Here is a 26,253-nt window from a genome sequence, read left to right as displayed (position 1 = left end):
TCGTCGCGGTGCCGGCAGTAGCCCGGCGGAACATGCTTCACGTGTTAGCACCCGCCTAGGGAGAGTGCTAATGACGACTCTATGTAAGTAGTTAGCACTCGGTCAAGGTGAGTGCCAGAAGTTCGTCACTGGTGAACGTCCGGCGGGACCGTCCGGAGTGACGGACATGCTCATCGCCAGCTGCCGGCAATGGGCATATCGGCAGTATGTCCGGTGCTGGTGCCGAAGGATGGGCATGTCCCTCGGTCCGCGCCCAGGCTGGGGCGGCCTACTCCCCCGCCAGGTCCTCGTAGTCCCAGTCCTGGCCGTCGTCGTCTTCCTCGATCCGGGCGGAGGCGTTGCGTTCGCGGTACAGCACAAAGCCGCCGGCGAGGGCAGCGACCGCGCCGAGGACGAGGGCGATGATGCCGCCCACCCGGGCTGCGGCATAGGTGTCACGGATCGCGCGCGCCTCATCGGTCGCATCCTTCACGTCTTTGCCGCCGACCGAGTAGACGGTCGCATTGAAGGAGTCCAGTAAGAAGATAATGACGAGCAACGCCACGCACACGACGGCGATCACGACGCCGGCGATCAGCGCCGGCCGGGCGAAGCGGGCCAGTCCCCGGCTGCCCCTGGCCTCCCCGACGGTGTTCTCCCGGGTGCCTGCCGTGCCGAAGTCGTCTGTGTCCCTGCCATCCATGCCGTCCAGCCTATCGGGCGCGCCCGGCGTTCCCCGCCTGAACTACGCTTGATGGCATGGCTGAGACTACGCAGGACCAGATCGCCCCGCTCCTCAATCCGGAGGGCTGGGAGCTGCTGGCCTCGCTGGGACCGTACCGCGAGGAGGAGGCCTTCCGCCTCAACGCCTCGCTCCGGAAGGCCGGTCATTCCCCCGAGCTGGTCTCCGCGGCACTCACCCAGTCCCGCCTGCGGACAAAGGCGGAAGCGAAGTTCGGTGAATTCGCCCGGCAGATGATTTTCACCCGGGCCGGCCTGGAACAGGCCACCCGGCTGACCGTAGCGGCGCGGCACGCGCAGCGCTTCGCCGAGGCCGGGATTGCCCATGTGGCGGATCTGGGCTGCGGACTGGGAGCCGACGCAATGGCCCTGGCCTCGCTGGACATCAAGGTGACCGCCGTGGAACTGGACGAAACCACCGCCGCCTGCGCCACGATGAACCTGATCCCGTTCCGGAACGCCACCGTCGTCCATGCCGATGCCGCCGCCGTCCCGCTCGACGGGATTGACGGCGTCTGGCTGGACCCGGCGCGCCGCACCACCTCAAGTTCCGGGACCAAGCGACTCTGGGATCCGGAGGACTTCTCCCCCCCGCTGTCCTTCGTGGAATCCCTGGCCTCGTCCGGCCGTGCCGTCGGCGTGAAGATGGGCCCGGGCATGCCGCATGCCTCCGTCCCGGAGGACTGCGAGGCGCAGTGGGTCTCGGTGGGCGGCGACGTCACCGAAGTTGCGCTGTGGTTCAACGCGGTCCGCCGGCCCGGAATCCGGCGTGCCGCGCTGGTACTCGGCCCGCAAGGCGCCGCGGAGCTCACCAGCTCGGAGGACTTCGGCGCCGGGCCGGAGGCCCCGCTGGGCCCGGTGGAAGGCTACCTCTACGAGCCCGACGGCGCCGTGATCCGCGCCGGCCTGGTCGCCGACGTCGCGCTCCAGCTGGGCGGTCATCTGCTGGACGAACACATCGCCTATATCTGCGCGCCGGAACTGCACGATACCCCGTATGCCCGCGCGTACAAGGTCCTTGAGGTGATGCCGTTCAACGTCAAGGCGCTCAAGTCCTGGGTCAAGGACAACGGCGTGGGCGTCCTTGACATCAAGAAGCGCGGCACCTCGGTCACGCCGGAGGAACTGCGCAAGCAACTGCTCCCCGGCGGCGGCAGGAACGCCAAGAATGCGGCCAAGAAGACGGCCACCCTGGTCCTCACCAGGATCGGGGAGGAGCGGGTGGCCATCTCGGTGGAACCGGCCTAGGGCCGGCCTTGCGGGGCGGGGCTACTGGGCCCGCATGAACTCCTCGGCGGCACGGACCTGTTCGTCGCTGGGCCGGATGCCCGTGTAGAGCACGAACTGTTCGAGGGCCTGGATGGTGGCGACCTCGGCGCCGGTGATCACCTGCTTGCCGGCCGCACGCGCGGCTTTGATCAGCGGCGTTTCGGCGGGCAGCGCCACAACATCGAACACCACCTTCGCGGCCGCCACGGCTTCCGGCGGGAAGGACAGGGCGCCGGACTCGGGGCCGCCAGCCATGCCGACGGGCGTCACGTTGATCAGCAGGTCGGCTGTGCCCTCTGCGGAATCCGGGGCCGGGAGTACTGCACGCCATTCGAATCCGTAGAGCCCGGCGAGCGCCCGGCCGGCCGCCTCGTTGCGGGCGATGATCGTGACGTGCCGGAATCCGGCGTCGCGCAGTGCCGCCGCAGTGGCCTTCGCCATTCCACCGGCGCCCAGCAGCCACACCGTGTAGTCCGTGGGGACGGCGTTGCGTTCCAGCAGCTGCTCGATCGCCGTGTAGTCGGTGTTGTAGGCCGTGAGCTTACCGCCGTCGTTGACGATCGTGTTGACCGAGTCGATGGCTTTCGCGGACGGGTCCATGACATCCACGAGGGCGATGACGTCTTCCTTGAATGGCATGGACACGGCGCAGCCGCGGATGCCCAGGCCCCGCACGCCGGCGATGGCCTGGGCCAGGTCGGTGGGGGCGAAGGCCTTGTAGATCCAGTTCAGGCCCAGCTGTTCGTACAGGTGGTTGTGGAAGCGGGTCCCGTTGTTGCTCGGCCGGGCCGAGAGCGAGATGCACAGGGTCATGTCTTTATTCAGGATGGGCACAGCACCATTAAACGCCACGAAACGCCACGGCAACGGCTCAGCGGCAGCCGGAACCAGGCCCTTGCCGCCCGACGGGGGCGGTGCAGCCTGTGGATACCAGGGCGAGCCCTGGCAGAACCGCCGCGGCTGCCGGGAACAGGCTTCTTCTGTGAAAACTCTCACGCATCAGCTGTAACTTGACCACCAGTTGGATGCTACCCCTGCACTAGACTTTGAACACCGCTGCCTGGCCACTGCATGCCGCAACCGGGCTGCACCAGCGGCCAATGAACACCAGCGGCCAATGAACACCGGCGGCGAACACACACTGGCAGGTGACAAACACCGGCGGGCAACAAAACAGCGAAGGGACCACATGAAGATTGATTTCGCTTCATCCAGGCAATCAACTCTTGGTGTGGAATGGGAGCTCGCGCTCGTCAACGCCGAAACCGGTGAGCTGGCCTCGGTGGCCAGCGAGGTGCTCCGCGGCGTTTCCGCCCGGCATCCCGAGCTGAACGAGGATGACGAACACCCGCACATCAAACAGGAGCTGCTGCTCAACACGGTGGAGCTCGTCACGGGCATCTGCACCACCGTGGCGGAAGCGAAGGCGGACCTGAACAGTTCCCTCGCCGCGGTGCGCGAGGTCACCGACCCGATGGGCGTCGAAGTCTTCTGCGCCGGCAGCCACCCCTTCAGCCCGCCGCAGCTCCAGCCCGTCACCGACAAGGCGCGCTACGCCAAGCTGATCGACCGCACCCAGTGGTGGGGCCGCCAGATGGTCATCTACGGCGTCCACGTGCACGTGGGCCTCGACAGCCGCGACAAGGTACTTCCTGTACTCGACGGGCTCGTCAATTACTTCCCGCACTTCCAGGCGCTGTCCGCCTCCAGCCCGTTCTGGGGCGGCGAGGACACCGGCTACGCCTCGCAACGCGCGCTGATGTTCCAGCAGCTGCCGACGGCGGGACTGCCGTTCCAGTTCTCCAGCTGGGAAGAATACGAGTCCTACGTCCAGGACATGTTCACCACCGGGGTGATCGACACCCTCTCCGAGATCCGCTGGGACATCCGGCCGGTACCCAACCTCGGCACCATCGAGATGCGCATCTGCGACGGCCTGGCCACGCTTGAGGAGGTGGGGGCCATCGCCGCCCTGACCCAGTGCCTCGTGGACGAGTTCTCCACCATCCTGGACAACGGCGGCACCATCCCGACCATGCCGCCCTGGCATGTCCAGGAAAACAAGTGGCGCGCGGCCCGCTACGGTCTGGACGCAATTATCATCCTCGACGCCGACGGCAACGAGCAGCTCGTCACCGAGCACCTGCGGGAGACGCTGGCCCGGCTCGAGCCCGTGGCTGCCAAGCTCGGCTGCAGCGCGGAGCTGGCCGACGTCGAGAAGATTATCGAGCGCGGGGCCGGCTACCAGCGGCAGCGCCGCGTCGCCGCGGAGCACGGCGGGGACCTGCGCGCCGTCGTCCTGGATCTGGTCGAGCAGATGCGCAAGGGGCCCGAAGCCTAGATTCCTGGGCCGTCTCCTAGGCGGATACGCTCGTCACCGGCATCGACGAGTCCGGCGCGAAGCCGAGCCCGCTCGGCACTATTCCGGACATCACCAGCTGCGCCCCGAGCGCGGCCACCATGGCCCCGTTGTCCGTGCACAGCGAGAGCGGCGGGACGGTCAGCCGGATTCCGGCCGCCGTGCAGCGCTGCTCCGTGAGCTGGCGCAACCGCGAGTTCGCCGCCACTCCCCCGCCCAGCAGCAGTTCGGTGATGCCGTTTTCGCGGCAGGCGAGCACCGCCTTGGAGGTGATCACGTCCACCACGGCCTCCTGGAAGGCGGCCGCGATGTCCGCCACCGGCACCGCTTCGCCGCGCGCCTCGAACTGCTCCACGCAGCGGGCGACGGCGGTCTTGAGTCCGCTGAAGGACCAGTCGTAGCGGTGCGGGCCGGGTTCCTCCGCGGTCCCCATGTACTTGGGCTGGGTAAGACCACGGGGGAAACGGATCGCCTTCGCATTGCCGGTGCGTGCCAGCTTGTCGATGGCCGGCCCGCCCGGGTAGCCGAGCCCCAGCAGCCGGGCCACCTTGTCGTACGCCTCGCCGGCGGCGTCGTCGATCGTGGAGCCCAGCAGCTCGACGTCGTCAGTGATGCTGCGGATCCGGAGGATCTCGGTGTGGCCGCCGGAGACCAGGAGCGCGCCGAGGTTCTCCGGCAGGGCGGCCCCGGAGCCGGCCGCCTGCCCGCTGTCGTCCGAGCCGCCGTCGTCCGGCGCGCCGCCGCCGGGCTCGAGCAGTCCGACGCCCACATGCGCCACGAGGTGGTTGATCGCGTACAGCGGCTTGCCGGTGGCGACGGCGAGGGCCTTGGCTGCGCAGACGCCCACCATCAGGGCTCCGGCCAGTCCCGGGCCGGAGGTGACAGCGATGGCGTCGATATCGTCCAGCGTCACTTCCGCTGCGGCGAGCGCTTCCCGGAGGGTGGGGACGAAGGCGTCGAGGTGCGCGCGGGAGGCGATCTCGGGGATGACCCCGCCGAAGCGCACGTGCTCCTCCATGGAGGACGAGACGGTGTTGGCGAGCAGGCGGGTGCCGCGGACGATGCCGACGCCGGTCTCGTCGCAGGAGGACTCGATCCCAAGCACCAGGGGGGCGGAGCTGCGTGGGTGGTGGTTCATTCTTGGCCTGTTCCCCTTGGCTGTATGTGGTCCGTGGTGTTGCCGGGCGCTGGCTGTTCCGTCGCGTGCAGCTCGAGGCGCATGATGAGCGCGTCGACGCCGTCGCGGTAGTAGCGCGGCCGGACATGGATCTGCTCGAAGCCGAAGCGCCGGTAGAGCTGCTGGGCGCGGGGGTTGTCCGCGCGCACCTCCAGCAGCACATCGGCCGCATGCCGCCGCCGGCTTTCCCGGATGAGCTCGGTCAGCAGCGCCGAACCGATGCCACGGCCCTCCTGTTCGGGCACAACCGCGATGGTCTGCACGTCCGCGATGGGTTCGATGCACATCAGCCCCGCGTACCCGACGATTGAGCCGCCGGACTCGGCAACGATGTAGCGTCGGGTCTCGGTCTGGGCGAGCTCGTCGACAAACATCTGCAGGGGCCAGGCGTCCACCGGGAACAGCCGGCGCTCCAGCTCGTGCACCGCGGGGATGTCCGCGGAGGCCATGTCCCTGAGGCTCACACCTGCCGGGGACGGTCCGCGCGGCGTATCCGGGGCGTTCACAGGGCGCGCTTCCGCGGGCCCGGGACCTGCGCGTCCGATTCCCGCAGGTACAACGGGGTGGTGTCCAGGAGCGGCTCGCCGGCGGCGAGTCGCGCCAGCGCGAACTGGCCCAGCGAAAGCGCCTCGGGCTGCCGCGCGGCGAACTCGGGGACGGCATTGAGGACGTCCGGGTACAGGCCTGCGCCCGCGCCGTAGACCGGAAGGTCCGGCAGATCGGCGGCGAAGCCCACATGCGGCCCGTCCAGCAGCTGCGGCAGCTGGCTCCCGGCCAGCGCGTAGCGGGCCCAGTAGACCTCCTTGCGCCGCGCGTCGGTGGCCACAATGAACTCCGGGGCCGCTTCCGTGGACTCCGCTACCTCCAGGGCAATGGCATCCAGGCTCATGAGCCCGTAGAGGGGCTTTTGCCAGACGAAAGCCAGGCTGCGGGCGGTGACGATGCCGGAGCGGAGGCCCGTGAATGGACCCGGTCCCACCCCGGTGACAATGACGTCGACGTCGGCGCCGCTGAGACCCGCGGCGGCGAGCAGCTGCTTGATGCCCGGGGCCAACACCTCGGCATGGCTGCGGGTGTCCGCGGTGGCGAAGCTGCCGACGACAGATTCCAGGGAATCATCGGAAACGAGCGCCGCGCTGGCAACGGCCGAGGTATCGATGGCGAGGATCAGCATCTTCAGTCCGTTTCCGTGGTCGCGGGCAGGTCAGGGATTCCGGCAAGGGCGGCGGGCGGTTCGGCCCAGCGCGGCCCAAAGCCGCGGAAGACCACGGTCCTGGGCTCGTCGGCGTCGTCGGTGTCGAAATCCAGCACGTCGGTGCCGCTGGGCTGGGCGGGGCCGGACGGGGCTGTGCCGCTGGGCTGGGCGGGGCCGCTGGGCTGGGCTGTGCCGCTGGGCTGGGCGCCACCCAGCCGGCGTTGCAGCTCAACCTCCAGCCGGCTCTCGCTCAGGTGCTCCACCCGGCCGCGGCCCCACTCCACGACGGTCACTGCACTGTCCATGGTGTTTTCCAGGTCGATGTCGTCGATTTCGGAAGCAGAGGCGAGCCGGTACGCGTCGACGTGGACCAGGTCCGGGCCGCCGGGACGGGGTCCGTCCGGAAGGTTAGGGTGGATCCGCACCAGCACGAACGTGGGAGAGATGATTCCGGCGCGGACGCCAAGGCCCTCGCCGAGCCCCTGCGTGAAGGTGGTCTTCCCGGCGCCAAGCTCGCCGCTGAGCACTAGCAGGTCGCCCGCCTGCAACTCGGCGCCAAGGCCAGCCGCGAGGGCATGTGTCTGCTCCGCGGTCCCCACTTCCAGGGTCCGCTGCCAGGCCGGGTGGCTCACTGCGCGGCCCCGTCGCCCGGTGCGGGCTCTTCGTTGATGTAGCGGCGCGGCACCCGCGGGCTGATGCGGGTGACGATCTCGTAGTTGTTGGTGCCGGCTGCCCTGGCCCAGTCCTCGGCGGTGGGACCGCCGTCGGCACCGTCTCCGAACATCACGGCTTCGGCACCCAGCAGGCTGGGACCGCCGGCGGAGACGTGGAGCGGGCCGAGGTCGATCACCATCTGGTCCATCGCGATGCGGCCCACCACGGGGTAGCTGATTCCGGCCACCCGGATCGGACCTCCGGTGGCGACGCGCGGAACGCCGTCGGCGTATCCCAGCGGGACGAGGCCCAGCGTGCTGGCGCCCCCGGTGCGGTAGTTCAGTCCGTAGGAGACACCCTGGCCGGCGGGCACGTCCTTGCAGTGCGAGACGACCGTGCGCACCGTCATTGCCGGGCGCAGCCCGACCTCCGCGGAAGTCTGGCCCTCGAACGGTGAGAGCCCGTAGATGCCGAGGCCCACCCGGACGAGGTCGAAGTGCGTGTCCGGGCGGGACAGGGTCGCCGGGGTGTTCGCGAGGTGGCGGACCTCGGGATCGACGCCGGCGTCCTGGGCCATCGCCAGGACATCGCGGAAGGCGGCAAGTTGATCGTCGGTTTCGGGGCGCTCGGGTTCGTCGGCCACGGCAAGGTGGGAGAAGATGCCCACCACCCGCAGCAGGCCCTGGTCCTGGTAGTCCATCGCTTCGCCGAGCAGGGTGTCCCAGGACTCCAGGGTGGCGCCGTTGCGGCCGAGCCCGGTGTCCACCTTCAGGTGAATCCTGGCTGGGCGTTCCTGCTCGCGGGCTGCGGTTACGATCCGGCCCAGCTCCCAGCCGGAGCAGCCGATGTCGATCCCGGCAGCGACGGCGGCGGCAAAGTTGCTCTCGGGGGTGTGCAGCCAAGCCAGCAGGGGGGCCTCGATCCCGGCGGCGCGCAGGGCAAGCGCCTCGGAGATATGTGCGACGCCTAGCCAACTGGCCCCGGCGCTGAGCGCGGCGCGGGCCACCGGGATGGCCCCGTGGCCGTAGGCGTCGGCCTTGACGACGGCCATCACCTTCGCCGGCGAAGCCACCTTGGCCAGCCGCCGGACGTTGTGCCGTATCGCCTCGAGGTCGATGACGGCCGAGCGCTCCTCGACGTGGTCCGGACCTGCTTCCGCCACCGGCCGGAAATCACCTGTTGCTGCTGGGTATATCACTTTACGATTCTACGGGTGGCCGCAGATCCTGCTGAATTCCGCTGGCGCCCCGCACTTTGGGACATGCCCATCCTTGGCTTCGGGGCATGCCCACTCCTCGCAGCCACGACTGGGCATATGCGGAATATGTCCAGTCCACGGCCCGGGCGCGGGGCATGTCCCTCGGGGCCCGCAGTCCGAGGCATCCCGAACCATTCACGGATCCATTCCTTGCTTCGGGACATGCCCACTCCTCGCAGCTACGAGTGGGCATATGCGGACTATGTCCAGTCCACGGCCCGGGCGCGGGGCATGTCCCATGTCCCGCACCCCGCGGCGCCCCCGAACCATTCACGGGTCCATCCCTGGCCTCCGGACATGCCCAATCTTCGCAGCCACGAGTGGGCATATGCGGACTATGTCCAGTCCACGGCCCGGGCGCGGGGCATGTCCCTCGGCCCGCAGCCCGCGGCGCCCCCGAACCATTCACGGATCCATCCCTGGCTTTGGGACATGCCCACTCCTCGCAGCCACGACTGGGCATATGCGGAATATGTCCAGTCCACGGCCCGTACGCAGGGCATGTCCCTCGGCCCGCAGTCCTCGGCCGGGCCCGCACCCGCTCCCCAGCCGCCCGCCACCCCAAGGGCTAGGCGTCGGAGAGGTGCGCAATCGTCGCCGTCGCCCGCCGCTGCGCCTCCGGCGGCACGTCGCGGACGATTTCTTCCAGGAAACGGTAGCGGCGCAGCCATTGACTGCCCTGCCGCTCCTTGCGGGCATTGGCCCGCTGCCACCAGTCGGCGAGGTCGCCCCAGCCGGGAGCGGCCAGCGAGCCGCCCACCTGCTGCACGGCCAGGGCCGCGCACAGGTTGGCGAACCGGAGCCGGTCCCCCAGCGGCCAGCCGGCCAGGCAGCCGACGATGAACGCAGCCCCGAAGCAGTCCCCGGCCCCGGTGGGGTCGAAGGCCGCCACGGGCAGCGACGGCACCCACTCCTCCTCACCGGTCTCGGAGTCCACCGCCATGGATCCCTGCGGCCCTAGGGTCACCACGGCCACTGGGACCCTGTCCGCGAGCGCGTAGAGCGCGGCCCACGGGTTGTCCTTGCCGGTGAACGCCATGGCCTCCTGCTGGTTCGGCATGAAGGCGTGGAAGTATTTCAGGTTGTCCAGTCGCGCCTGCGCCCACGTCCCGGTGGGATCCCAGCCGACGTCGCCGAAGAGACGGACACCGGCCCGGTGAGCGTCGACGGCCCACGGTTCCAGCTCCTCGCCTAGCTCGGCGACGGCGGCGAGCGCGGGCGGCGGGCAGCCGATCAGTTCGCTTGAGGTTACCGGCGCCGGGTGGCCGTGGGTCACCATGGACCGGTCCTTCTCGACACTCAGCGACACGGTGACCGGCGAGTGCCAGCCGGGAACGCGCCGCGACAGCGACAGGTCCACGTGTTCCTGCCGGTCGAGGATCTTCCAGTTGTAGTCGCCGTAGCCGTCGTCGCCAAACGCTGCGGCCAGCCCGGTCCTCAGCCCCAGCCGTGCCGCGGCGATGGCCTGGTTCGCCACCCCGCCGGGACAGCTGCCCATCCCGTCGCTCCAGATTTCCGTGCCGGGCCGGGGTGCGTGCGGCAGCCCGGTGAAGATGATGTCCTGGAATACGGTGCCGGTCAGGAGCACGTCGAAGCTTCCCGCCGCCGGGGTACGGACGGCGGCGAGCGGGTCGAAGCGCGGCGCTGGAATCGCGTCCATACACGGCACACTACGCCGTCCAGGTAACCGGCGAAAGACGACGTTCCGGGCCCATCAGCGCGGCGCGGAATAGACTGCAGCCATGCGGCTCATGATTGCTGGCGGCGGCGGATTCCGGGTGCCGCTGGTCTACCGGGCGCTCTCCGCCGGTCCCTTTGCCGGGCTGGTCCGGGAGCTGGTGCTGTACGACGTCGACGCCGGCCGGCTGGCCGCCATCAAAGCGGTGCTGGCCGCCCTGCCGGGCAGGGAACCGGGCAGGGAACAAGGCGGCGGGCCGCCGGTCCGCACCACCACGTCGCTGGCCGAGGCCCTGTCCGGCACAGACATGGTCTTCGCCGCCATCCGGCCCGGCGGCACAGCCGGCCGCACGGCAGACGAGCGCGTGGCGCAAGAGCTGGGCGTGTTGGGCCAGGAGACCACCGGCGCCGGCGGCATCTCCTACGCCCTGCGCACCATCCCGCCGATGTTGGCCCTGGCGCAGGCGATAAAACGCCTCTGCCCCGGGGCGTGGCTGGTCAACTTCACGAATCCGGCTGGCATGGTGACCGAGGCCCTGGTCCCGGTGCTGGGCCGCCGGGTGGTGGGTATCTGCGATTCGGCCGGCGGACTGGTGCACCGCGCGGCGCGGGCCGCCGGCGTCGTGCTGCCCGAGGGCAGGCTCGACGGCGTCGGCTACTACGGGCTCAACCACCTGGGCTGGCTGTACCGGCTGGAGTCCGGCGGCAGGGATGTCCTCCCCGCCCTGCTCGCCGACGCCGGGACCCTGGCAGGTTTCGAGGAGGGCCGGCTCTTCCCCCAACCCTTTCTGGCCGGCCTCGGCTGCCTGCCGAACGAGTACCTGTTCTACTACTACGAGACCGCCCGCGCCCTGGCCGCCATGCGGGCCGCTGCCCAGACCCGCGGCGAGTCCATCCACCGGCAGCAGTCCGAGCTGTATCCGCGGCTCGCGTCCGCCGGTGCGGAGGCCTACGGGCTCTGGGATGCCGCCCGCCGGTCCCGCGAGGAGGGCTACCTGGCCGAGGCCCGAACCGCTGGCGAGCACCGGGACGAGGAGGACTTGGCCGGCGGAGGCTATGAGCGCGTCGCGCTGGCGGTGATGCGCGCCCTCTCCGGTGGCGGCGGGACCGAACTGGTGCTGAATACCCCCAACGCGCTACCCGGCCCGGACGGTGCACGGACTGCCGCGATCCCGGGGCTGCCGGCGGACGCCGTCGTGGAGGTCCCCTGCCGGGTGGACGCCGACGGAGTGGTGCCGCTCCCACAGGAACGCCCGTCGGAAGCGCAGCTCGCGCTGATGCTGCGGATCAAGGAGGTGGAACGGCTCGTGGTCCAGGCCACCGGGCCGGGACCCGGCAGCCTGCGGCGTGGGGCCGCCCTCGCCGCGTTCGCCCGGCATCCGCTGGTCGACTCGGACGAGCTCGCGGCGAAGCTGCTCGCCGGTTACGAGGCCGCGTTCCCGGGCCTGTTGCAGCTCTGGCGCAGCGACGTCCGCAGTTCCGGTGACTCCTAGCCGAGTCCGGCACTCAACGCGGGCCACTCAGCGCAGTCCGCTCAACGCAGTCCGCGGGCGAGGGTCTCCTGTAGCGCCTTGTTGGGTTCGCCCGGCTGGCCGGTGCCGCTGAGGTAGAGCCCCATCTGGGTCCCGTGGTATTCCCAGTACGCGAAGCTGAGCTCGTTCTCCGCCAGGAGATCAAGCATGTCGGTGACCCACTGGCTGCCGCCCTTGCCCTCCATCTCAAATGCTTGCCGGACCAGTCCGAACTCCATGACCGACATCGGCACGTTGTTATCGATGCCGAACTTGAGTCGCTTCCCCAACTCATGTGCCAAATAGCCTTTGTCGCGTGCCAGGAAGCCGTTTCCGGGTGTTCCGGGCGACTGTGCGTAGACGTCGAGCTGGAGCCCGATCCGGGGTGCCGAACCGGCCGAGGCCGCAATGCTCTGCCCCCGCATGTGGCCCTGGATGCGGTACTTGTTACCCGGCACGACCTTGAACAGGTGGGCGTCGTTGCTCCACCCTGCGATTGCCGTGGCGTCGACGGCATTGCTGATGGAGAGGCTGCCGCTGTCCTGGTGCCCGGTCTTCTCCCGCGCGAACTTCGGCGGCGCCGCCGTGTCCCCGTACTGCCATTGATGCCAGTCCAACGTCGAGTCGCGGTCCAGGGGATCGTTGATGACTTGCCGGAGTTCGGTCCCGTCGGGGCCGTATTCGGTCACCCTGATTGCATCGAAGCCGGCCGTTCCGCGCATGCCGCCCTGCGCAGTGACCATGGGTGCAGCCGCCACCGCGCTGCTGTCCTCGATAGTTACGATGCCGCTGTCATACGCCGCCCAGCCTGAGGTGCCGGGCGGCAAGGACTTGGTTGCGATGCGGCTTTCCGGCAGCAGGACCCGCTGACCGGTCGGGAGAATGGTGTCGGGGTCGGGATAGCGGCCGCCGTCCTGAACCGGGCCCTCGACCCAGGACGCATACTGGTGGGTGTATTTGATGGGCTCGTAGAAGTGGAAGTCGTAAACCACGTTGTCGTCATCAACAAGGAAATGCTGGTCGACCCCGGAGATGCCGTAGCTGCCGTTGACCCCATAGATCCCGCCCACAACCAGAAGGTGGTTCTGGTCCTCGGACCGGACTGCGGCGACCAACTGCCCGGCCAGCACTTTCCATTGTTCCCCGGTCGCGTCAGTCGTCACCGGCTCATTGAGCAGGTCGTAGGCTGCGATGGCTGGTTCATCCTTGTAGCGGGCTGCGATATCGCGCCACAGGTCCGCGTTCTGCTGCTGCAACCGGGGGTTGGACCAGATGTCGAAACTGACGGCGTCGCTGGTGGGGTCCAGCCAGAATCCGCCGATCGGGGTGTGCAGATCCAGGATCAGGCGCATCCCGTGTTCCCGCGCCCAGGCCACGTTCTGGTCCAGCCACTGCCAGAAGACCTGCGGGGAGTCGACATACCAGTCCCCGTCGAAGGCGAAGCGGATGCTGTTGAAGCCAATTTCTTTCGCCCGGGCGAAGTCGTCCCCCGCATGGTGCTGCGAATTAGGAAGCTCGGCCCCGTTCAGGTTTCGATGGTAGAAGTTGGAGAAATTCACCGCTTTCAGCCGGGTGGGCTCGCCGTTGAGGACGAGGCCGCGGCCCGAGGCGGTGACGAAGCCCGGCGAATTCTCCGCCGAGGAGCTTCTGTCGTTGTTCCGGGCCAGCGTGCACCCGGCCATGACCAGCAACGGAACCACCAGCAGCAGGACGGCCGGAACCCACCCAGGCAAGCGGCGCCGTCGTGCACCCCGTTCAGGGCTGCGCCGTTCCTGGTGCGGCAGTTGCGGATCGCCACTTCCGGGCATTCAGGCCTCCCTCGCTCGGCCCCCAGAGGGCCAGCCTATTCGGGCCGGCAGAAAATGTCTTGGGTTGAATCCGGCGAAGGCAGCTATAGCTTGCGGTACATCACGTGCAGTCCCACGTAGCCCAGCTGCGGGTGCCGGAAGGCTTCCGGGATGGTGGCGAGGATCTCGAAGCCCATGGCTTGCCAGGCGGCGACGGCCCGGACGTTGCTTTCCACCACGGCGTTGAACTGCATGGCGCGGAAGCCCGCGGCGCGGGCGGCGTCCAGCGAGTAGGCGCACAACGCCCGGGCCACTCCCCGGCCGCCGTAACCGGCGCGGACCATGTAGCCGGCGTTGGCGACGTGGCTGCCGCCGCCACCCTGGTTCGCGTGCAGTTCGCCGGTGCCCAGTACGACGCCGTCGAACCGGCCAGTTCCGACGGCGACGAAGGTCCTGCCCGGGACGGTTTTGAACCACTTGGCGCGGGCCTGGTCCTCCGTGGTGTCGCGGTCCCAGGTAAACGTCTCCCCGGCACGGATCACAGGCTCCAGGATCTCCCAGATGGCGGCCCAGTCCTGCGCGGTGGCCTCGCGGATCTCCCACGACGCCGTGGCCGGCCGGTCTTTTGCGTTTGCGCTCACAGCCGCCACGCTAGCAGCAGGCAGCCGCCCGCGAACCGGCCCGGCGTTCAGGAGTAATGTTTTACCGAATCCACGTCACGCGAAGGGAAGGAAGAGGATGCCGCTGGTCCGCCGTGTCGCCTTCCTCTCCCTGCACACCTCGCCGATGGAGCAGCCCGGGTCCGGGGACGCCGGCGGCATGAACGTGTACATCCGGGCCCTCGCCGCCGCCCTCGCGGAGACCGGCGTCGAGGTGGAGATTTTCACGCGGTCCAACGCGGCCGGCCAGGCCGCCGTCGAACACCCCACCCCGGGAGTCTGCGTGCACAACGTGCTCGCCGGGCCGCCGCGGAAACTTCCCAAGGAGGAACTGCCGGCGCTGCTGCACAGCATGGTGGCCGAAATCGACCGGATCAAGCAGCTGCAGCCGCATGGCCGCTACGACGTCATTCATTCGCACTACTGGGTTTCCGGCGTCGCGGGCCTCGAACTCTCGGAGCTGTGGGGGGTGCCGCTGGTGCACACCATGCACACCATGGCCAAGGTCAAGAACCTGCTGCTGGAATCCGGCGAGCAGCCCGAGCCGCGCCGGCGCGAGGATGGTGAACACCGGATCGTCGACGGCGCGACCCGGCTGATCGCCAACACCGGCGCCGAGGCCGCCGAGCTGGTTTCGCATTACGCCGCCGACCCCGACCGGATCGACGTGGCGCCCCCGGGCGTGGACCTCTCCGTCTTCACGCCCGCCTTCCGGAGCCGTGCCCGCAGCCAGCACGGGGTCCCGCCGGGCCGCTTCCACCTGCTCTTCGCCGGGCGGATCCAGCGGCTCAAGGGCCCGCAGATCCTGATCAAGGCGGCCGCGCTGCTGCGTGCGCGCCGCCCGGACATCGACCTGCAGCTGACCATCCTCGGTGCGGTGAGCGGTGCGAAGGACTTCGACCTCAAGGCCCTGATCACCGCCGCCGGGATGGACGACGTCGTCACGCACCATCCGCCGGTCAGCGCGCCCAAGCTGGCAGGCTGGTACCGTTCGGCCGACGTCGTGGTGATGCCTTCTTACAGCGAGTCGTTCGGCCTCGTCGCGCTGGAGGCCCAGGCCTGCGGAACACCCGTGGTCGCCACGAAGGTGGGCGGGTTGTCGCGGGCGATCTTCGACGGCCGGACCGGGCTGCTGGTGGAAGGGCACAAGGCCGCGGACTGGGCCGATGCCCTGGAGGCACTGCACGACGACCCGGCCACCCGGGAGGACATGGGCCGCGCGGCGTCGGTGCACGCCCAGGGCTTCGGCTGGCAGCGCACCGCCACGATTACGCTGGAGAGCTACCAGTCCGCATTGCTCCAGTATTTTGGAACACGGAGCATCCCGGTGGGCCACACGCCCTGAGGGAACCACACCGGGCGCCTGGCCGGAACCGCCGGCCGGAGCGACCCGAAGCCACGAGCTGAAGGGCAACGATGTCTGAGAACACCACGGAAACCGCAGCAGCTACCGATGCGCCGGCCGGGACGGCGGCACCGGGTTCGCCGGCCGCAGCGCCGGTCCTGAGCGACCTGGAGATTGCGCAGCGGGCCACCATGCGGCCGATCGAGGACGTGGCTGCCGCGGCCGGGATCAACCCGGAGGCGCTGGAATTCTACGGCCGCTACAAGGCGAAGATCGATCCGGCCAAGCTGGCCCGGGACGGTGCGCACGCGCCGGGCAAGGTGGTGCTGGTCTCGGCGATGTCCCCCACGCCGGCCGGCGAGGGGAAATCCACCACCACCGTGGGCCTCGCCGACTCCCTGGCCCGCGCCGGGCACCGGGTGATGATCGCCCTGCGCGAGCCTTCGCTGGGTCCGATCCTGGGCATGAAGGGCGGCGCGACCGGCGGCGGCTACTCCCAGGTCCTGCCGATGGACGAGATCAACCTGCACTTCACCGGCGACTTCCACGCGATCACCTCGGCGAACAACGCCCTGATGGCTCTGGTGGACAACCACATCTACCAGGGCAACGCGCTGAACATCGATCCGCGCCGGATGACGTTCAAGCGGGTGCTGGACATGAACGACCGGGCGCTGCGCGAGGTCGTGATCGGCCTGGGCGGTCCCACCCAGGGCGTGCCGCGGCAGGACGGCTTCGACATCACGGTCGCCTCGGAGATCATGGCCGTGTTCTGCCTGGCCACGGACCTGGACGACCTGCGCGCCCGGCTGGGCCGGATCACCTTCGGCTACACCTACGACCGCGAGCCGGTCACGGTCGCGGACCTCGGCGTCCAGGGTGCCCTGACCATGCTGCTCAAGGACGCGATCAAACCGAACCTGGTGCAGACCATCGCGGGCACCCCGGCCCTGGTGCACGGCGGGCCCTTCGCCAACATCGCGCACGGCTGCAACTCGCTGATCGCCACCCAGACGGCGCGTTCCCTGGCCGACGTCGTCATCACCGAGGCCGGCTTCGGCGCCGACCTGGGTGCCGAGAAGTACATGGACATCAAGGCGAGGATGGCCGACGTCGCCCCGTCCGCCGTCGTGGTGGTGGCCACCATCCGCGCGCTCAAGATGCACGGCGGCGTCGCCAAGGACCAGCTCAAGGAGCCCAACGTCGAGGCGCTGGCCGCCGGCGTCGCCAACCTGCAGCGGCACGTGCGCAACGTGGAGAAGTTCGGCATCACCCCGGTGGTGGCGATCAACAAGTTCGGCACCGACAGCCGGGAGGAGCTCGACTGGCTGCTGGACTGGTGCGCCGCGGAGGGTGTTCAGGCGGCCGTGGCCGACGTCTGGGGCCGCGGCGGAGGGGGCGACGGCGGCGACGAGCTTGCCGCGAAGGTTGCCGCCGCCATCGACGCCCCGCACGGCTTCCGCCACCTGTACCCGCTGGCGATGTCGGTGGAGGACAAGATCCGCACCATCGTGCAGGAAATCTACGGGGCCGACGGCGTCGACTTCTCCGTCCCGGCGCTCAAGCGGCTCGCGGAGATCGACAAGAACGGCTGGTCCGGGATGCCGGTCTGCATGGCGAAGACGCAGTACTCCTTCAGCGACGACGCCACCAAGCTCGGCGCCCCGAAGGGCTTCACCGTCCACGTCCGGGACCTGATCCCCAAGACCGGCGCGGGCTTCATCGTGGCGCTCACGGGTGCGGTGATGACCATGCCCGGACTGCCCAAGGTCCCGGCGGCCATGCGGATGGACGTGGACGCCAACGGCAACCCCGTCGGCCTGTTTTAAACAGCAACGCGGGGTCACTTACGGCCCATCCCCAGGGGGATGATGGGCTGTAGGTGACCCCGCGTTGCGGTGTACGGTGCGGGGCTTAGCGCTCCAGGTCGCCGCGGATGAAGGCCTCGACCTTTTCGCGGGCGAGGTCGTCGTTGAACTGCTCCGGCGGGGACTTCATGAAGTAGCTCGACGCCGAGAGCAGCGGGCCGCCGATGCCGCGGTCCAGGCCGATCTTGGCGGCGCGGACGGCGTCGATGATCACGCCGGCGGAGTTGGGCGAGTCCCAGACCTCCAGCTTGTATTCGAGCGAGACCGGGGCGTCACCGAAGTTGCGGCCCTCGAGGCGTACGAAGGCCCACTTGCGGTCATCGAGCCACTGGACATAGTCCGACGGGCCGATGTGCACGTCCTTGGCGGCGAGCTCGGCTTCCACGTTGGACGTGACGGCCTGGGTCTTGGAGATCTTCTTGGACTCGAGGCGGTCGCGCTCCAGCATGTTCTTGAAGTCCATGTTGCCGCCGACGTTCAGCTGGTACGTGCGGTCCAGGGTGACGCCGCGGTCTTCGAAGAGCTTGGCCATAACGCGGTGCGTGATGGTGGCACCGATCTGGCTCTTGATGTCGTCGCCCACGATCGGCACGCCGGCGGCGGTGAACTTGTCCGCCCACTCCTTGGTCCCGGCGATGAACACCGGCAGCGCGTTGACGAAGGCCACGCCGGCGTCGATCGCGCACTGGGCGTAGTACTCGGCGGCTTCCTGGGATCCGACCGGCAGGTAGCAGACCATCACGTCGACCTTGGCGTCCTTGAGGGCCTGGACGACGTCGACCGGCTCCTCCGGGGACTGCTCAATGGTCTCGAGGTAGTACTTGCCCAGGCCGTCGAGGGTCGGGCCGCGCTGAACGGTGACGCCGGTCGGCGGGACGTCGGCGATCTTGATGGTGTTGTTTTCGCTGGCGAGGATGGCGGCGGAGAGGTCCTGGCCCACCTTCTTGCCGTCGACATCGAATGCTGCGACGAACTGCACGTCGTTGACGTGGTACTTGCCGAACTGCACGTGCATCAGACCCGGAATCGTGGCCTGGGGGTCGGCATCCTTGTAGTACTGGACACCCTGGACCAGCGAAGTGGCACAGTTACCCACGCCGACGATTGCAACACGAATCGGATTTGAAGACACGAAACTCCCTTTGAGAACAAACTTCACGTGCCCGGCGCGGCCATACTCTGATGTACGACGGCGGCAAACGGGCACAACGCCATGCGGCACTCTTGCATTCTAGTCAACGGCGCCGGGACTCAAGTTGTTCCCGGCCACGGCACCGAATCTGTTACGTCAGCCGGCGGCGCCGCGGAACGGCGCCCCCGGGGCTTATTTCTGGGCCCAGAGGTTGATGTCGGACTCGACGGCGAACTCGTCGATCGCGTCCAGCTCGTCGGCCGTGAAGTCCAGGTTGTTGATCGCGGCCAGGGTGTCCTCCAGCTGCCGGACGCTGGATGCGCCGACCAGGGCGGACGTCACCGAGGTGCCCTTACCCTGCTCGCGCAGGATCCAGGCGATCGCCAGCTGCGCGAGGGTCTGGCCCCGGCCCTCGGCAATCCGGTTGAGCCCGCGCACGCGGTCCAGCTTCTCCCCGGTGATCATCGCCTCGTCCAGGGACTTGTCCTGCGCCGCACGGGAATCCTTGGGGACGCCGTTGAGGTAGCGGTCGGTAAGCATGCCCTGCGCCAGCGGCGAGAAAGCGATGGCCCCTGCACCCACCTGCTCCAGCGCCTCGTAGAGGCTGGGGCTGCCGTTCTCGGTCCAGCGGTTGAGCATCGAGTAGCTGGGCTGGTGGATCAGCAGCGGGGTGCCGAGTTCCTTCAGGATCCGGGCCGCCTCGAGCGTCTGCTCCGGAGTGTAGGACGAAATGCCGGCATAGAGCGCCTTGCCGGAGCGCACGGCCTGGTCCAGGGCGCCCATGGTCTCTTCCAGCGGCGTCTCGGGGTCCGGGCGGTGGCTGTAGAAGATATCCACGTAATCCAGGCCCATCCGGCCCAGCGACTGGTCCAGGCTGGCCAGCAGGTACTTCCGCGAGCCCCAGTTGCCGTAGGGCCCCGGCCACATGTCGTAGCCGGCCTTGCTGGAGATGATGAGTTCGTCGCGGTACGGCTTGAAGTCGTCCTTAAAGTGGCGGCCGAAGTTGGTCTCGGCGCTGCCGTAGGGCGGGCCATAGTTGTTGGCGAGGTCGAAGTGGGTGACACCCAGGTCGAAGGCGCGGCGCAGGATGGCCCGCTGCACTTCGAAGGGCTTGTCATCGCCGAAGTTGTGCCAGAGGCCCAGGGAAATGGCCGGCAGTTTCAGTCCGCTGCGTCCCACCCGGCGGTAGGGCATCGTCTCGTATCGGTTCTCTGCTGCAACATATGTCATGACTATTATCCTGTCCTAGTTTGAGACGACGGCGGCACTGTGGCCGGGCAGTTCCACGCGGCCGGCGGACAGCGCGACGCCGTCCTCGGTGGCCAGCAGCAGCGAGCCGCCGTCCACGGCTACCTGGCGGGGTTCGATGGAGAAGTTCATCGCGACCTCCACGCTGCCGCGGCGCAGGCGCAGCCAGCCCTCGTCCTCGCTGAACGCCACTGCGGTGTCCTCGAACCCGAGCCCGGCCAGCTCCGGGGTCGCACGGCGCAGCGCGATAAGTTTCCGGTACAGCTCCAGCAGCCGCGCGTGCTCCCCGGACTCGGCTTCGGACCAGTCCAGCTTGGAGCGGGTGAACGTGGCCGGGTCCTGCGGGTCGGGCACGACGGCGGGGTCCCAGCCCATCCGTTCGAACTCCTTGATCCGGCCCTCCGCCGTGGCCTTGCCCAGCTCGGGCTCCGGGTGCGAGGTGAAGAACTGCCAGGGCGTCGTGGCACCGTATTCCTCACCCATGAACAGCATCGGGGTGAAGGGCGAGGCTAGGGTCGCGACCGCTGCGAGCGCCAGCTGCCCGTAGCCGAGGCTCTGGGAGAGCCGGTCGCCGGTAGCCCGGTTGCCGATCTGGTCGTGGTTCTGGCTGCAGACCACGAGGGCGGCCGGGTGCACGAGGGCGGTGTTGATGGGCCGGCCGTGGTGCCGCTCCCGGAAGCTGGAGTAGCTGCCGTCGTGGAAGAACCCGTCCACCAGGACCTTGGCGAGGGCCGCGACCGAATCGAAGTCGCTGTAGTAGCCGGTGGTCTCGCCGCTGACGTTGACGTGGACAGCGTGGTGGAAGTCATCGCTCCACTGCCCAGCCAGGCCGTAGCCGTTTACCTCCCGCGGGTAGAGCAGCCGCGGGTTGTTCAGGTCCGACTCGGCGATCATCGTCGCAGGGCGTCCGGTTTCGGCGGAGACCTCATCGGCGAGCGCCCCGAACTCCTCCAGCAGGTGGACCGCCCGCTCGTCCTTGAAGGCGTGCACGGCATCGAGCCGCAAGCCGTCCACGTGGTAGTCGCGCAGCCACATGGCTGCGTTGTCGAGGATGTAGCGGCGGACGACGTCGGAGCCGGGGCCGTCCAGGTTGACCGAGTCGCCCCAGGTGTTGCCCTCCCCGGACTTGAGGTACGGCCCGAACCGGGGCAGGTAGTTGCCGCTGGGGCCGAGGTGGTTGTAGACGACGTCCTGGATGACGCCCAGGCCGGCGGCGTGGGCGGCGTCGACGAAGCGCTGGTAGGCGGCCGGGCCGCCGTAGCCCTCGTGCACGGCGTACCAGAGGACCCCGTCGTAGCCCCAGTTGTGGGTGCCGTTGAACCCGTTGACCGGCAGCAGTTCGACGAAGTCGATGCCGAGGTCGGCGAGATAGCCGAGCTTGCCGATCGCGGCGTCCAGCGTCCCCTCGGGCGTGAACGTGCCCAGGTGCAGCTCGTAGATCACGCCGCCCTGCAGGCCGCGGCCCTTCCACTGCCCGTCTGCCCATTCGTGGCTGCCGGCGTCGAAGGTCCGCGAGAGTGCATGCACTCCCCCGGGCTGGCGGCGTGAGCGCGGATCCGGCAGCGGGGTGGAATCCCCGTCGAGCAGGTAGCCGTAGTCGACGTCGCCGGAGGCCGGTGCCTCCGGCGCGCTCCACCAGCCGGCGGACCCGGACCGGACCATCGGGTAGTGCCGGCCGTCGGCGAGCAGCGTGACGTCCTGCGCTTCCGGTGCCCAGAGGTCGAAGCGTGCGGTTCCGTGTGCGGGCAGAGTCATTGCCGTTCCCCTAAGTTGGTTCGTCAGTTCGTGCGTTCAGGCGCCCGGCACCAGCAGGGCCACCGGGTAGTCGCGGAGGATCTCCGCCACGTCCGTCGTGCCCGGCCCGAAGGACCTGCCGCTGAGCTGGTCCGTCATGGCGACGGTGAGGCCGATGGCGGTGTCCTGCCAGCCTCCGCGTTGTTCGAGGCCGCGGGGCAGCCTTGTGGCCAGGGCGAGGGCCCCGGGCGTGCCGGCGCCGCGGTCGAAGGCGACCAGGTGTTCGGCGGCGGCTCCGGTGGCAGCCACCGGGGCGTAGCCGGCGAACAGCTCCGGCCGGTCCCGGCGCAGCCGCAGCGCCCGCGAGGTCACGAGCAGCTTCGCCGCATCCTCCCGGTACGACGCCGGCCGCTCACCGGCGTCGATCGCTTTGAGGGCGGCGCGCCGCGCCCCGAAGTCGAACGGCCGCCGGTTATCAGGGTCGGTCAGCGACCGGTCCCAGAACTCGGTGCCCTGGTAGACGTCCGGCACGCCCGGCATGGTGAGCTGGACCAGTTTGGCGGAGAGCGCGTTGGCGGAGCCGTAGGGTTCCAGCAGGCCCACCAGCGAATCGAGTTCGGCGCGCACCTGGGCGTTGTCGAACGCCGCGTCGACGGCGGCTGCAAGTTTCGCTTCGAAGTCCGGGTCCGGGTCCAGCCAGTTCGTCGAATTGCCGGCCTCTCGGGCCGCCTTCTGGGCGTAGGACTGGAGGCGCTCCCGGTCCGCGGGCCACACCCCGGCCACGGCCTGCCACAGCAGGTTGGCCAGCGGGCCGTCGGGCAGGGGCGCCAGCTCCTGCAGCCGGCGCAGCGAGGCCGTCCATTCCGGGGCCAGCTCCGCAAGCACGGAGATCCGGGCCCGGGTGTCCTCGCTGCGCTTTGTGTCGTGGGTGCTGAGCGTGGTCATCGACAGCGGCTGGCCCGCCTGGCGGCGTGCCATCCGGGCGTGGAACTCGTCGGCGGACAGCGCGAACTCGGTGGGGTCCGCGCCGACCTCGGTGAGGGTGCCGAGCCGGGTGTAGCGGAAGAACGCGGTGTCCTCCACACCCTTGGCCATCACCATGCCGGAGGTCTGCTGGAAGCGGCGGCCCAGCTCGTCGTCGGGCCCGGGGCCGGCCTGCAGCAGCAGCGGGAGCAGCGCCTGCACCACGGGTTCGAGCTCGGGACGCCGCCGGGCGGCGAGTTCGCATGCCTCGCGCAGCACGCCCTCGCCCTCGGGCAGGTAGCTGCGGTAGACCGGGAAGGCCGCGGTGATCTCGGACAGCGCATCGACGGCGGCCTCCGGGCTGAGGCCGGCGGACGCCGGTACCAGCCGGGCGAGCCGCCGCATCTCCGAGTGCAGGATGCCGTCGGTGATCCGGCGCTTGGTGCCGCGGATCATGTCCTCATAGTCGGCGGGCGTGCCGCCGCGCAGCGAGGTGTCCAGGGCGTCGAGGCCCGCCTGGCCGGCGGGGTCGACGAAGAGCCGGTCCACGTCCGCGAGGGCGTCGTACCCGGTGGTCCCCTCGCACTCGAAGCCGGCCGGAAGCTCTTCACCGGGCTCCAGGATTTTCTCGATCAGCAGGTAGGCCCCGCCGGTCACTTCGCGCAACCGGCGGAGGTAGCCTGCCGGATCCGCGAGGCCGTCCGGGTGGTCGATGCGCAAGCCGTCAACGAGGCCCTCCCGGAACCAGCGGACAACCTCCTCGTGCGCCTCATCGAAGACCTCCGGGACCTCAACCTTGATCCCGGCGAGGGTGTTGACCGCGAAGAACCGGCGGTAGTTCAGATCGGTGTCCGCACGGCGCCAGCCCACCAGCTCGTAGTGCTGCCGGTCATGGACCGCGCGCGGGTCGTCGGCGGTGGAGTCACCTGCGGTATAACTGCCCTCGGCCAGCGGGAAACGGTGGTCGTAGTAGCGCAGTTCGCCGTCACGGATCTCGAGCGCGTCCACGTCCGCGTCCTCGCCCAGCACCGGGATCCGGATCCGGCCGCCGCCGAAGTCCCAGTCGACATCGAACGCCTGGGCGTAGCGCGACTGCTGGCCTTCCTTGAGCAGCGACCACCACCACGGGTTCTGGACCGGGGTGGCGACGCCGACGTGGTTGGGCACGATGTCCACCAACACACCCATGCCGGCTTCCCGCGCCGCGCGGGACACCGCTGCCAGCCCCTCCGGCCCGCCGCGGTCCGGGTCGATCGCGGCGGGGTCGGTGACGTCGTAGCCGTGGTCCGAGCCCTGCTCTGCCGTCAGGATCGGAGACAGGTAGATCCAGTCGACCCCAAGGGACTTCAGGTAGGGCACGGTGTCGGCGGCATCCTGCAGGGTGAAGCCCGGCCGGATCTGGAGCCGGTAGGTCGAGACGGGGGTCCTCATGAAGCAGTGGCCTTCGCTTCGCTGGCTTCGGCGGCCTTGGTCTGGGCTTCCGCCATCTCCTCCTGGGCGTCCTCGTGCTCGGCCATGGAGGCCAGGGAGGCGGCTGCGGAGTGATCGACCTCGATCTCGGGGCCCGAGTAGGCGCGCAGCACGGCCATCGACTTGGCCGCCAGCGTCAGGGTCGACCCTGCCTTGAGCGGCTCGTCCGTATCGGCCTGGTCCGCGGTGTCCACGAGGATCTCCCAGAAGGGCGAGTACTCGTCGTTGGGCAGCACGAAGTCCACGCTGTCGTCGTGGGCGTTGAAGGCCATCAGGAAGCTGTCGTCGGTGATCCGGCGGCCCCGGGAGTCCTGTTCCTGGATGCCGTGGCCGTTGTAGAACACGCCGATGGTCCGGCCGAAGCCGCTGTCCCAGTCCTCCGGCAGCATTCCGGTGCCGTCGGTCTTCAGCCAAACGATGTCCGGCAGTTTCTCGCCCTCACCACGAACGACCGGGCGGCCGTCGAAGAAGCGGCTGCGGCGGAACGTCGGGTGGTCGTGGCGGATCTTGTTGACGAACGCCGTGAACTCCACGAGGGGCTGGTCCATGGCTTCCCAGTGCACCCAGCTCAGTTCGGAGTCCTGGCAGTAGGTGTTGTTGTTGCCCTGCTGGGTGCGGCCCAGTTCGTCGCCGTGCAGCAGCATCGGCACGCCCTGGGAGAGCAGCAGCGTCGCAATGAAGTTCCGCTGCTGGCGGGCGCGGAGGGTCAACACCGTGTCGTTGTCGGAGTCGCCCTCTTCGCCGCAGTTCCAGGAGCGGTTGTGCGATTCGCCGTCGTTGTTGCCCTCGCCGTTGGCCTCGTTGTGCTTCTCGTTGTAGGAGACCAGGTCGCGCATGGTGAAGCCGTCGTGCGCGGTGACGAAGTTGATCGAGGCCACCGGGCGCCGTGCCGAACTCTCGTACAGGTCCGCGGAGCCGGTCAGGCGGGAGGCGAATTCGCCCAGGGTGGACGGTTCGCCGCGCCAGAAGTCCCGGACGGTGTCGCGGTACTTGCCGTTCCATTCGGTCCACTGCGGCGGGAAGTTGCCCACCTGGTAACCGCCGGGGCCGACGTCCCACGGCTCGGCGATCAGCTTGACCTGGGAGACGATCGGATCCTGCTGGATCAGTTCGAAGAAGGTGGAGAGCTTGTCGACGTCGTAGAACTCGCGGGCCAGCGTGGAGGCGAGGTCGAAGCGGAAGCCGTCGACGTGCATTTCCGTCACCCAGTAGCGCAGCGAGTCCATCAGCAGCTGCAGCGAGTGCGGGTGCCGGACATTGAGCGAGTTGCCGGTGCCGGTGTAGTCCATGTAGTGCTTCAGGTCGCCGTCGACCAGCCGGTAGTACGCCTGGTTGTCGATGCCCTTGAAGGAAAGGGTGGGGCCGAGGTGGTTGCCTTCGGCGGTGTGGTTGTAGACGACGTCGAGGATGACCTCGATGCCGGCCCGGTGCAGCTCGCGGACCATGGCTTTGAATTCCTGGACCTGGTGTCCGACGTCGCCGGAGGAGCTGTAGGTGTTCTGCGGGGCGAAGAAGCCGATGGTGTTGTAGCCCCAGTAGTTGTTGAGGCCCTTCTCCACCAGGGTGCCGTCGTTGACGAACTGGTGGACCGGCATGAGCTCGATCGCCGTGACGCCGAGCTTCTTCAGGTGCTCAATGACGGCCGGGTGGGCCACACCGGCGTAGGTGCCGCGCTGCTCTTCGGGGATTTCCGGGTGCAGCTCGGTCAGGCCTTTAACGTGGGCCTCGTAAATGACCGACTCGTGGTAGGGGACGCGCAGCTGGCGGTCACCGTCCCACTCGAAGTACGGGTTGATGACGACGCCGTGCATGGTGTGCGGTGCCGAATCGGCGTCGTTGCGCGAATCGGGGTCGCCGAATTCGTAGGAGAAGAGCGCCGGGTCCCAGTCGATCTGGCCCTGGATTGCCTTGGCGTACGGGTCCATCAGCAGCTTGTTGGCGTTGAAGCGGTTTCCGCTCGCCGGGTCGTACGGGCCGTGCACCCGGTAGCCGTACTTCTGTCCGGGCTGGATCTGCGGCAGGTAGCAGTGCCAGACGTAGCCGTCCACCTCGGTCAGTTCGATCCGCGTCTCGCTCAGGTCGTCGGCCAGGAGGCAGAGCTCAACCCGCTCCGCTTGTTCGCTGAACAGGGCAAAATTGGTGCCGGTGCCGTCAAAAGTGGCTCCCAGCGGGTAAGCCGTTCCGGGCCAGACTTCCATGTGTACTCCTCGTGCGATGCGGACAATCT

General features: G+C 68.8%; 20 protein-coding genes. 5 read left to right on the top strand and 15 right to left on the bottom strand.

All coding sequences use genetic code 11. The features are described 5' to 3' along the window. Positions 1 to 268: 268 nt before the first annotated feature. Positions 269 to 682, bottom strand: a complete 414-nt coding sequence (locus tag AC1DBD_RS03180) for a hypothetical protein (protein WP_476981405.1) — start codon at positions 680 to 682, stop codon at positions 269 to 271. Between the two features lie 56 nt (positions 683 to 738). On the opposite strand from AC1DBD_RS03180, the gene AC1DBD_RS03175 reads away from it, so the two are divergent. Continuing rightward, positions 739 to 1,968, top strand: a complete 1,230-nt coding sequence (locus tag AC1DBD_RS03175; protein ID WP_476981404.1) for a THUMP-like domain-containing protein — start codon at positions 739 to 741, stop codon at positions 1,966 to 1,968. A 21-nt stretch (positions 1,969 to 1,989) separates the two neighbouring features. Here the strand turns inward: AC1DBD_RS03175 and AC1DBD_RS03170 are convergent, their stop codons facing one another. Then, positions 1,990 to 2,823: a shikimate 5-dehydrogenase gene (locus tag AC1DBD_RS03170; protein WP_476908475.1), complete on the bottom strand. Its 834-nt coding sequence runs from the start codon at positions 2,821 to 2,823 to the stop codon at positions 1,990 to 1,992. A gap of 355 nt (positions 2,824 to 3,178) precedes the next feature. Here AC1DBD_RS03170 and AC1DBD_RS03165 point away from each other — a divergent pair, with 355 nt between their 5' ends. Continuing rightward, positions 3,179 to 4,330: a glutamate--cysteine ligase gene (locus AC1DBD_RS03165; protein ID WP_476892141.1), complete on the top strand. Its 1,152-nt coding sequence runs from the start codon at positions 3,179 to 3,181 to the stop codon at positions 4,328 to 4,330. Between the two features lie 16 nt (positions 4,331 to 4,346). Here the strand turns inward: AC1DBD_RS03165 and tsaD are convergent, their stop codons facing one another. The 6 genes from tsaD to AC1DBD_RS03135 all read right to left on the bottom strand — a co-directional run bounded on the left by tsaD (position 4,347) and on the right by AC1DBD_RS03135 (position 10,292). Next, positions 4,347 to 5,486 (bottom strand): tRNA (adenosine(37)-N6)-threonylcarbamoyltransferase complex transferase subunit TsaD, encoded by a 1,140-nt coding sequence (tsaD, locus tag AC1DBD_RS03160; RefSeq protein ID WP_476981403.1) that lies wholly within the window; start codon positions 5,484 to 5,486, stop codon positions 4,347 to 4,349. Continuing rightward, positions 5,483 to 5,974, bottom strand: a complete 492-nt coding sequence (gene rimI / locus AC1DBD_RS03155) for a ribosomal protein S18-alanine N-acetyltransferase (protein ID WP_476925337.1) — start codon at positions 5,972 to 5,974, stop codon at positions 5,483 to 5,485. The genes tsaD and rimI overlap by 4 nt, the downstream gene beginning before the upstream one ends. Positions 5,975 to 6,027: 53 nt before the next feature. Then, a complete protein-coding gene (gene tsaB, locus AC1DBD_RS03150) occupies positions 6,028 to 6,699 on the bottom strand; it encodes a tRNA (adenosine(37)-N6)-threonylcarbamoyltransferase complex dimerization subunit type 1 TsaB (RefSeq protein ID WP_476981402.1) in 672 nt (223 codons plus the stop codon). A 2-nt stretch (positions 6,700 to 6,701) separates the two neighbouring features. Continuing rightward, positions 6,702 to 7,352, bottom strand: coding sequence for a tRNA (adenosine(37)-N6)-threonylcarbamoyltransferase complex ATPase subunit type 1 TsaE (gene tsaE, locus AC1DBD_RS03145; RefSeq protein ID WP_476981401.1), 651 nt, complete (start codon positions 7,350 to 7,352; stop codon positions 6,702 to 6,704). Beyond that, on the bottom strand, positions 7,349 to 8,572 hold the full coding sequence (gene alr / locus AC1DBD_RS03140) for an alanine racemase (RefSeq protein WP_476981400.1): 1,224 nt from the start codon (positions 8,570 to 8,572) through the stop codon (positions 7,349 to 7,351). The genes tsaE and alr overlap by 4 nt, the downstream gene beginning before the upstream one ends. A 628-nt stretch (positions 8,573 to 9,200) precedes the next feature. Next, on the bottom strand, positions 9,201 to 10,292 hold the full coding sequence (locus tag AC1DBD_RS03135) for a carbohydrate kinase family protein (RefSeq protein ID WP_441417081.1): 1,092 nt from the start codon (positions 10,290 to 10,292) through the stop codon (positions 9,201 to 9,203). Positions 10,293 to 10,374: 82 nt separating this feature from the next. On the opposite strand from AC1DBD_RS03135, the gene AC1DBD_RS03130 reads away from it, so the two are divergent. Continuing rightward, positions 10,375 to 11,802 (top strand): family 4 glycosyl hydrolase, encoded by a 1,428-nt coding sequence (locus tag AC1DBD_RS03130; RefSeq protein WP_476981399.1) that lies wholly within the window; start codon positions 10,375 to 10,377, stop codon positions 11,800 to 11,802. 41 nt (positions 11,803 to 11,843) lie between these two features. Here AC1DBD_RS03130 and AC1DBD_RS03125 read toward each other — a convergent pair whose 3' ends face one another. Together AC1DBD_RS03125 and AC1DBD_RS03120 are read right to left on the bottom strand one after the other, a co-directional pair. Continuing rightward, positions 11,844 to 13,628, bottom strand: a complete 1,785-nt coding sequence (locus AC1DBD_RS03125) for a glycoside hydrolase family 5 protein (RefSeq protein ID WP_476892135.1) — start codon at positions 13,626 to 13,628, stop codon at positions 11,844 to 11,846. An 83-nt stretch (positions 13,629 to 13,711) separates the two neighbouring features. After that, complete coding sequence (locus AC1DBD_RS03120; RefSeq protein WP_476981398.1) at positions 13,712 to 14,248, bottom strand: N-acetyltransferase family protein; 537 nt, start codon at positions 14,246 to 14,248, stop codon at positions 13,712 to 13,714. Between the two features lie 97 nt (positions 14,249 to 14,345). On the opposite strand from AC1DBD_RS03120, the gene mshA reads away from it, so the two are divergent. Both mshA and AC1DBD_RS03110 read left to right on the top strand, forming a co-directional pair. Continuing rightward, the gene (mshA, locus tag AC1DBD_RS03115; protein WP_476981397.1) at positions 14,346 to 15,611 is read left to right on the top strand and encodes a D-inositol-3-phosphate glycosyltransferase; all 1,266 of its coding nucleotides are present in this window, start codon (positions 14,346 to 14,348) and stop codon (positions 15,609 to 15,611) included. 71 nt (positions 15,612 to 15,682) lie between these two features. Beyond that, positions 15,683 to 17,440 carry a formate--tetrahydrofolate ligase gene (locus AC1DBD_RS03110; RefSeq protein ID WP_476981396.1) on the top strand — a complete coding sequence of 586 codons (1,758 nt, stop codon included), beginning with the start codon at positions 15,683 to 15,685 and terminating at the stop codon, positions 17,438 to 17,440. An 85-nt stretch (positions 17,441 to 17,525) separates the two neighbouring features. Here AC1DBD_RS03110 and AC1DBD_RS03105 read toward each other — a convergent pair whose 3' ends face one another. From AC1DBD_RS03105 to glgX, 5 genes are all read right to left on the bottom strand, one after another. Further along, positions 17,526 to 18,611, bottom strand: coding sequence for an inositol-3-phosphate synthase (locus tag AC1DBD_RS03105; RefSeq protein ID WP_476892132.1), 1,086 nt, complete (start codon positions 18,609 to 18,611; stop codon positions 17,526 to 17,528). A 192-nt stretch (positions 18,612 to 18,803) separates the two neighbouring features. After that, positions 18,804 to 19,841, bottom strand: coding sequence for an L-glyceraldehyde 3-phosphate reductase (gene mgrA / locus AC1DBD_RS03100; protein ID WP_476908471.1), 1,038 nt, complete (start codon positions 19,839 to 19,841; stop codon positions 18,804 to 18,806). Between the two features lie 15 nt (positions 19,842 to 19,856). Continuing rightward, positions 19,857 to 21,614, bottom strand: a complete 1,758-nt coding sequence (gene treZ, locus AC1DBD_RS03095; protein ID WP_476981395.1) for a malto-oligosyltrehalose trehalohydrolase — start codon at positions 21,612 to 21,614, stop codon at positions 19,857 to 19,859. A 36-nt stretch (positions 21,615 to 21,650) separates the two neighbouring features. Continuing rightward, entirely contained in the window at positions 21,651 to 23,987 is a 2,337-nt protein-coding gene (treY, locus tag AC1DBD_RS03090; protein ID WP_476981394.1) for a malto-oligosyltrehalose synthase, read from the bottom strand. Continuing rightward, positions 23,984 to 26,224, bottom strand: a complete 2,241-nt coding sequence (gene glgX, locus AC1DBD_RS03085; RefSeq protein ID WP_441417071.1) for a glycogen debranching protein GlgX — start codon at positions 26,222 to 26,224, stop codon at positions 23,984 to 23,986. Before glgX ends, treY begins: the two co-directional genes overlap by 4 nt. Positions 26,225 to 26,253 lie beyond the last annotated feature (29 nt).

Source organism: Arthrobacter sp. 10T419, from assembly GCF_056394105.1.
Note: the sequence above shows the minus strand (reverse complement) of the source record. Positions and strands in the feature narration are given on the sequence as shown.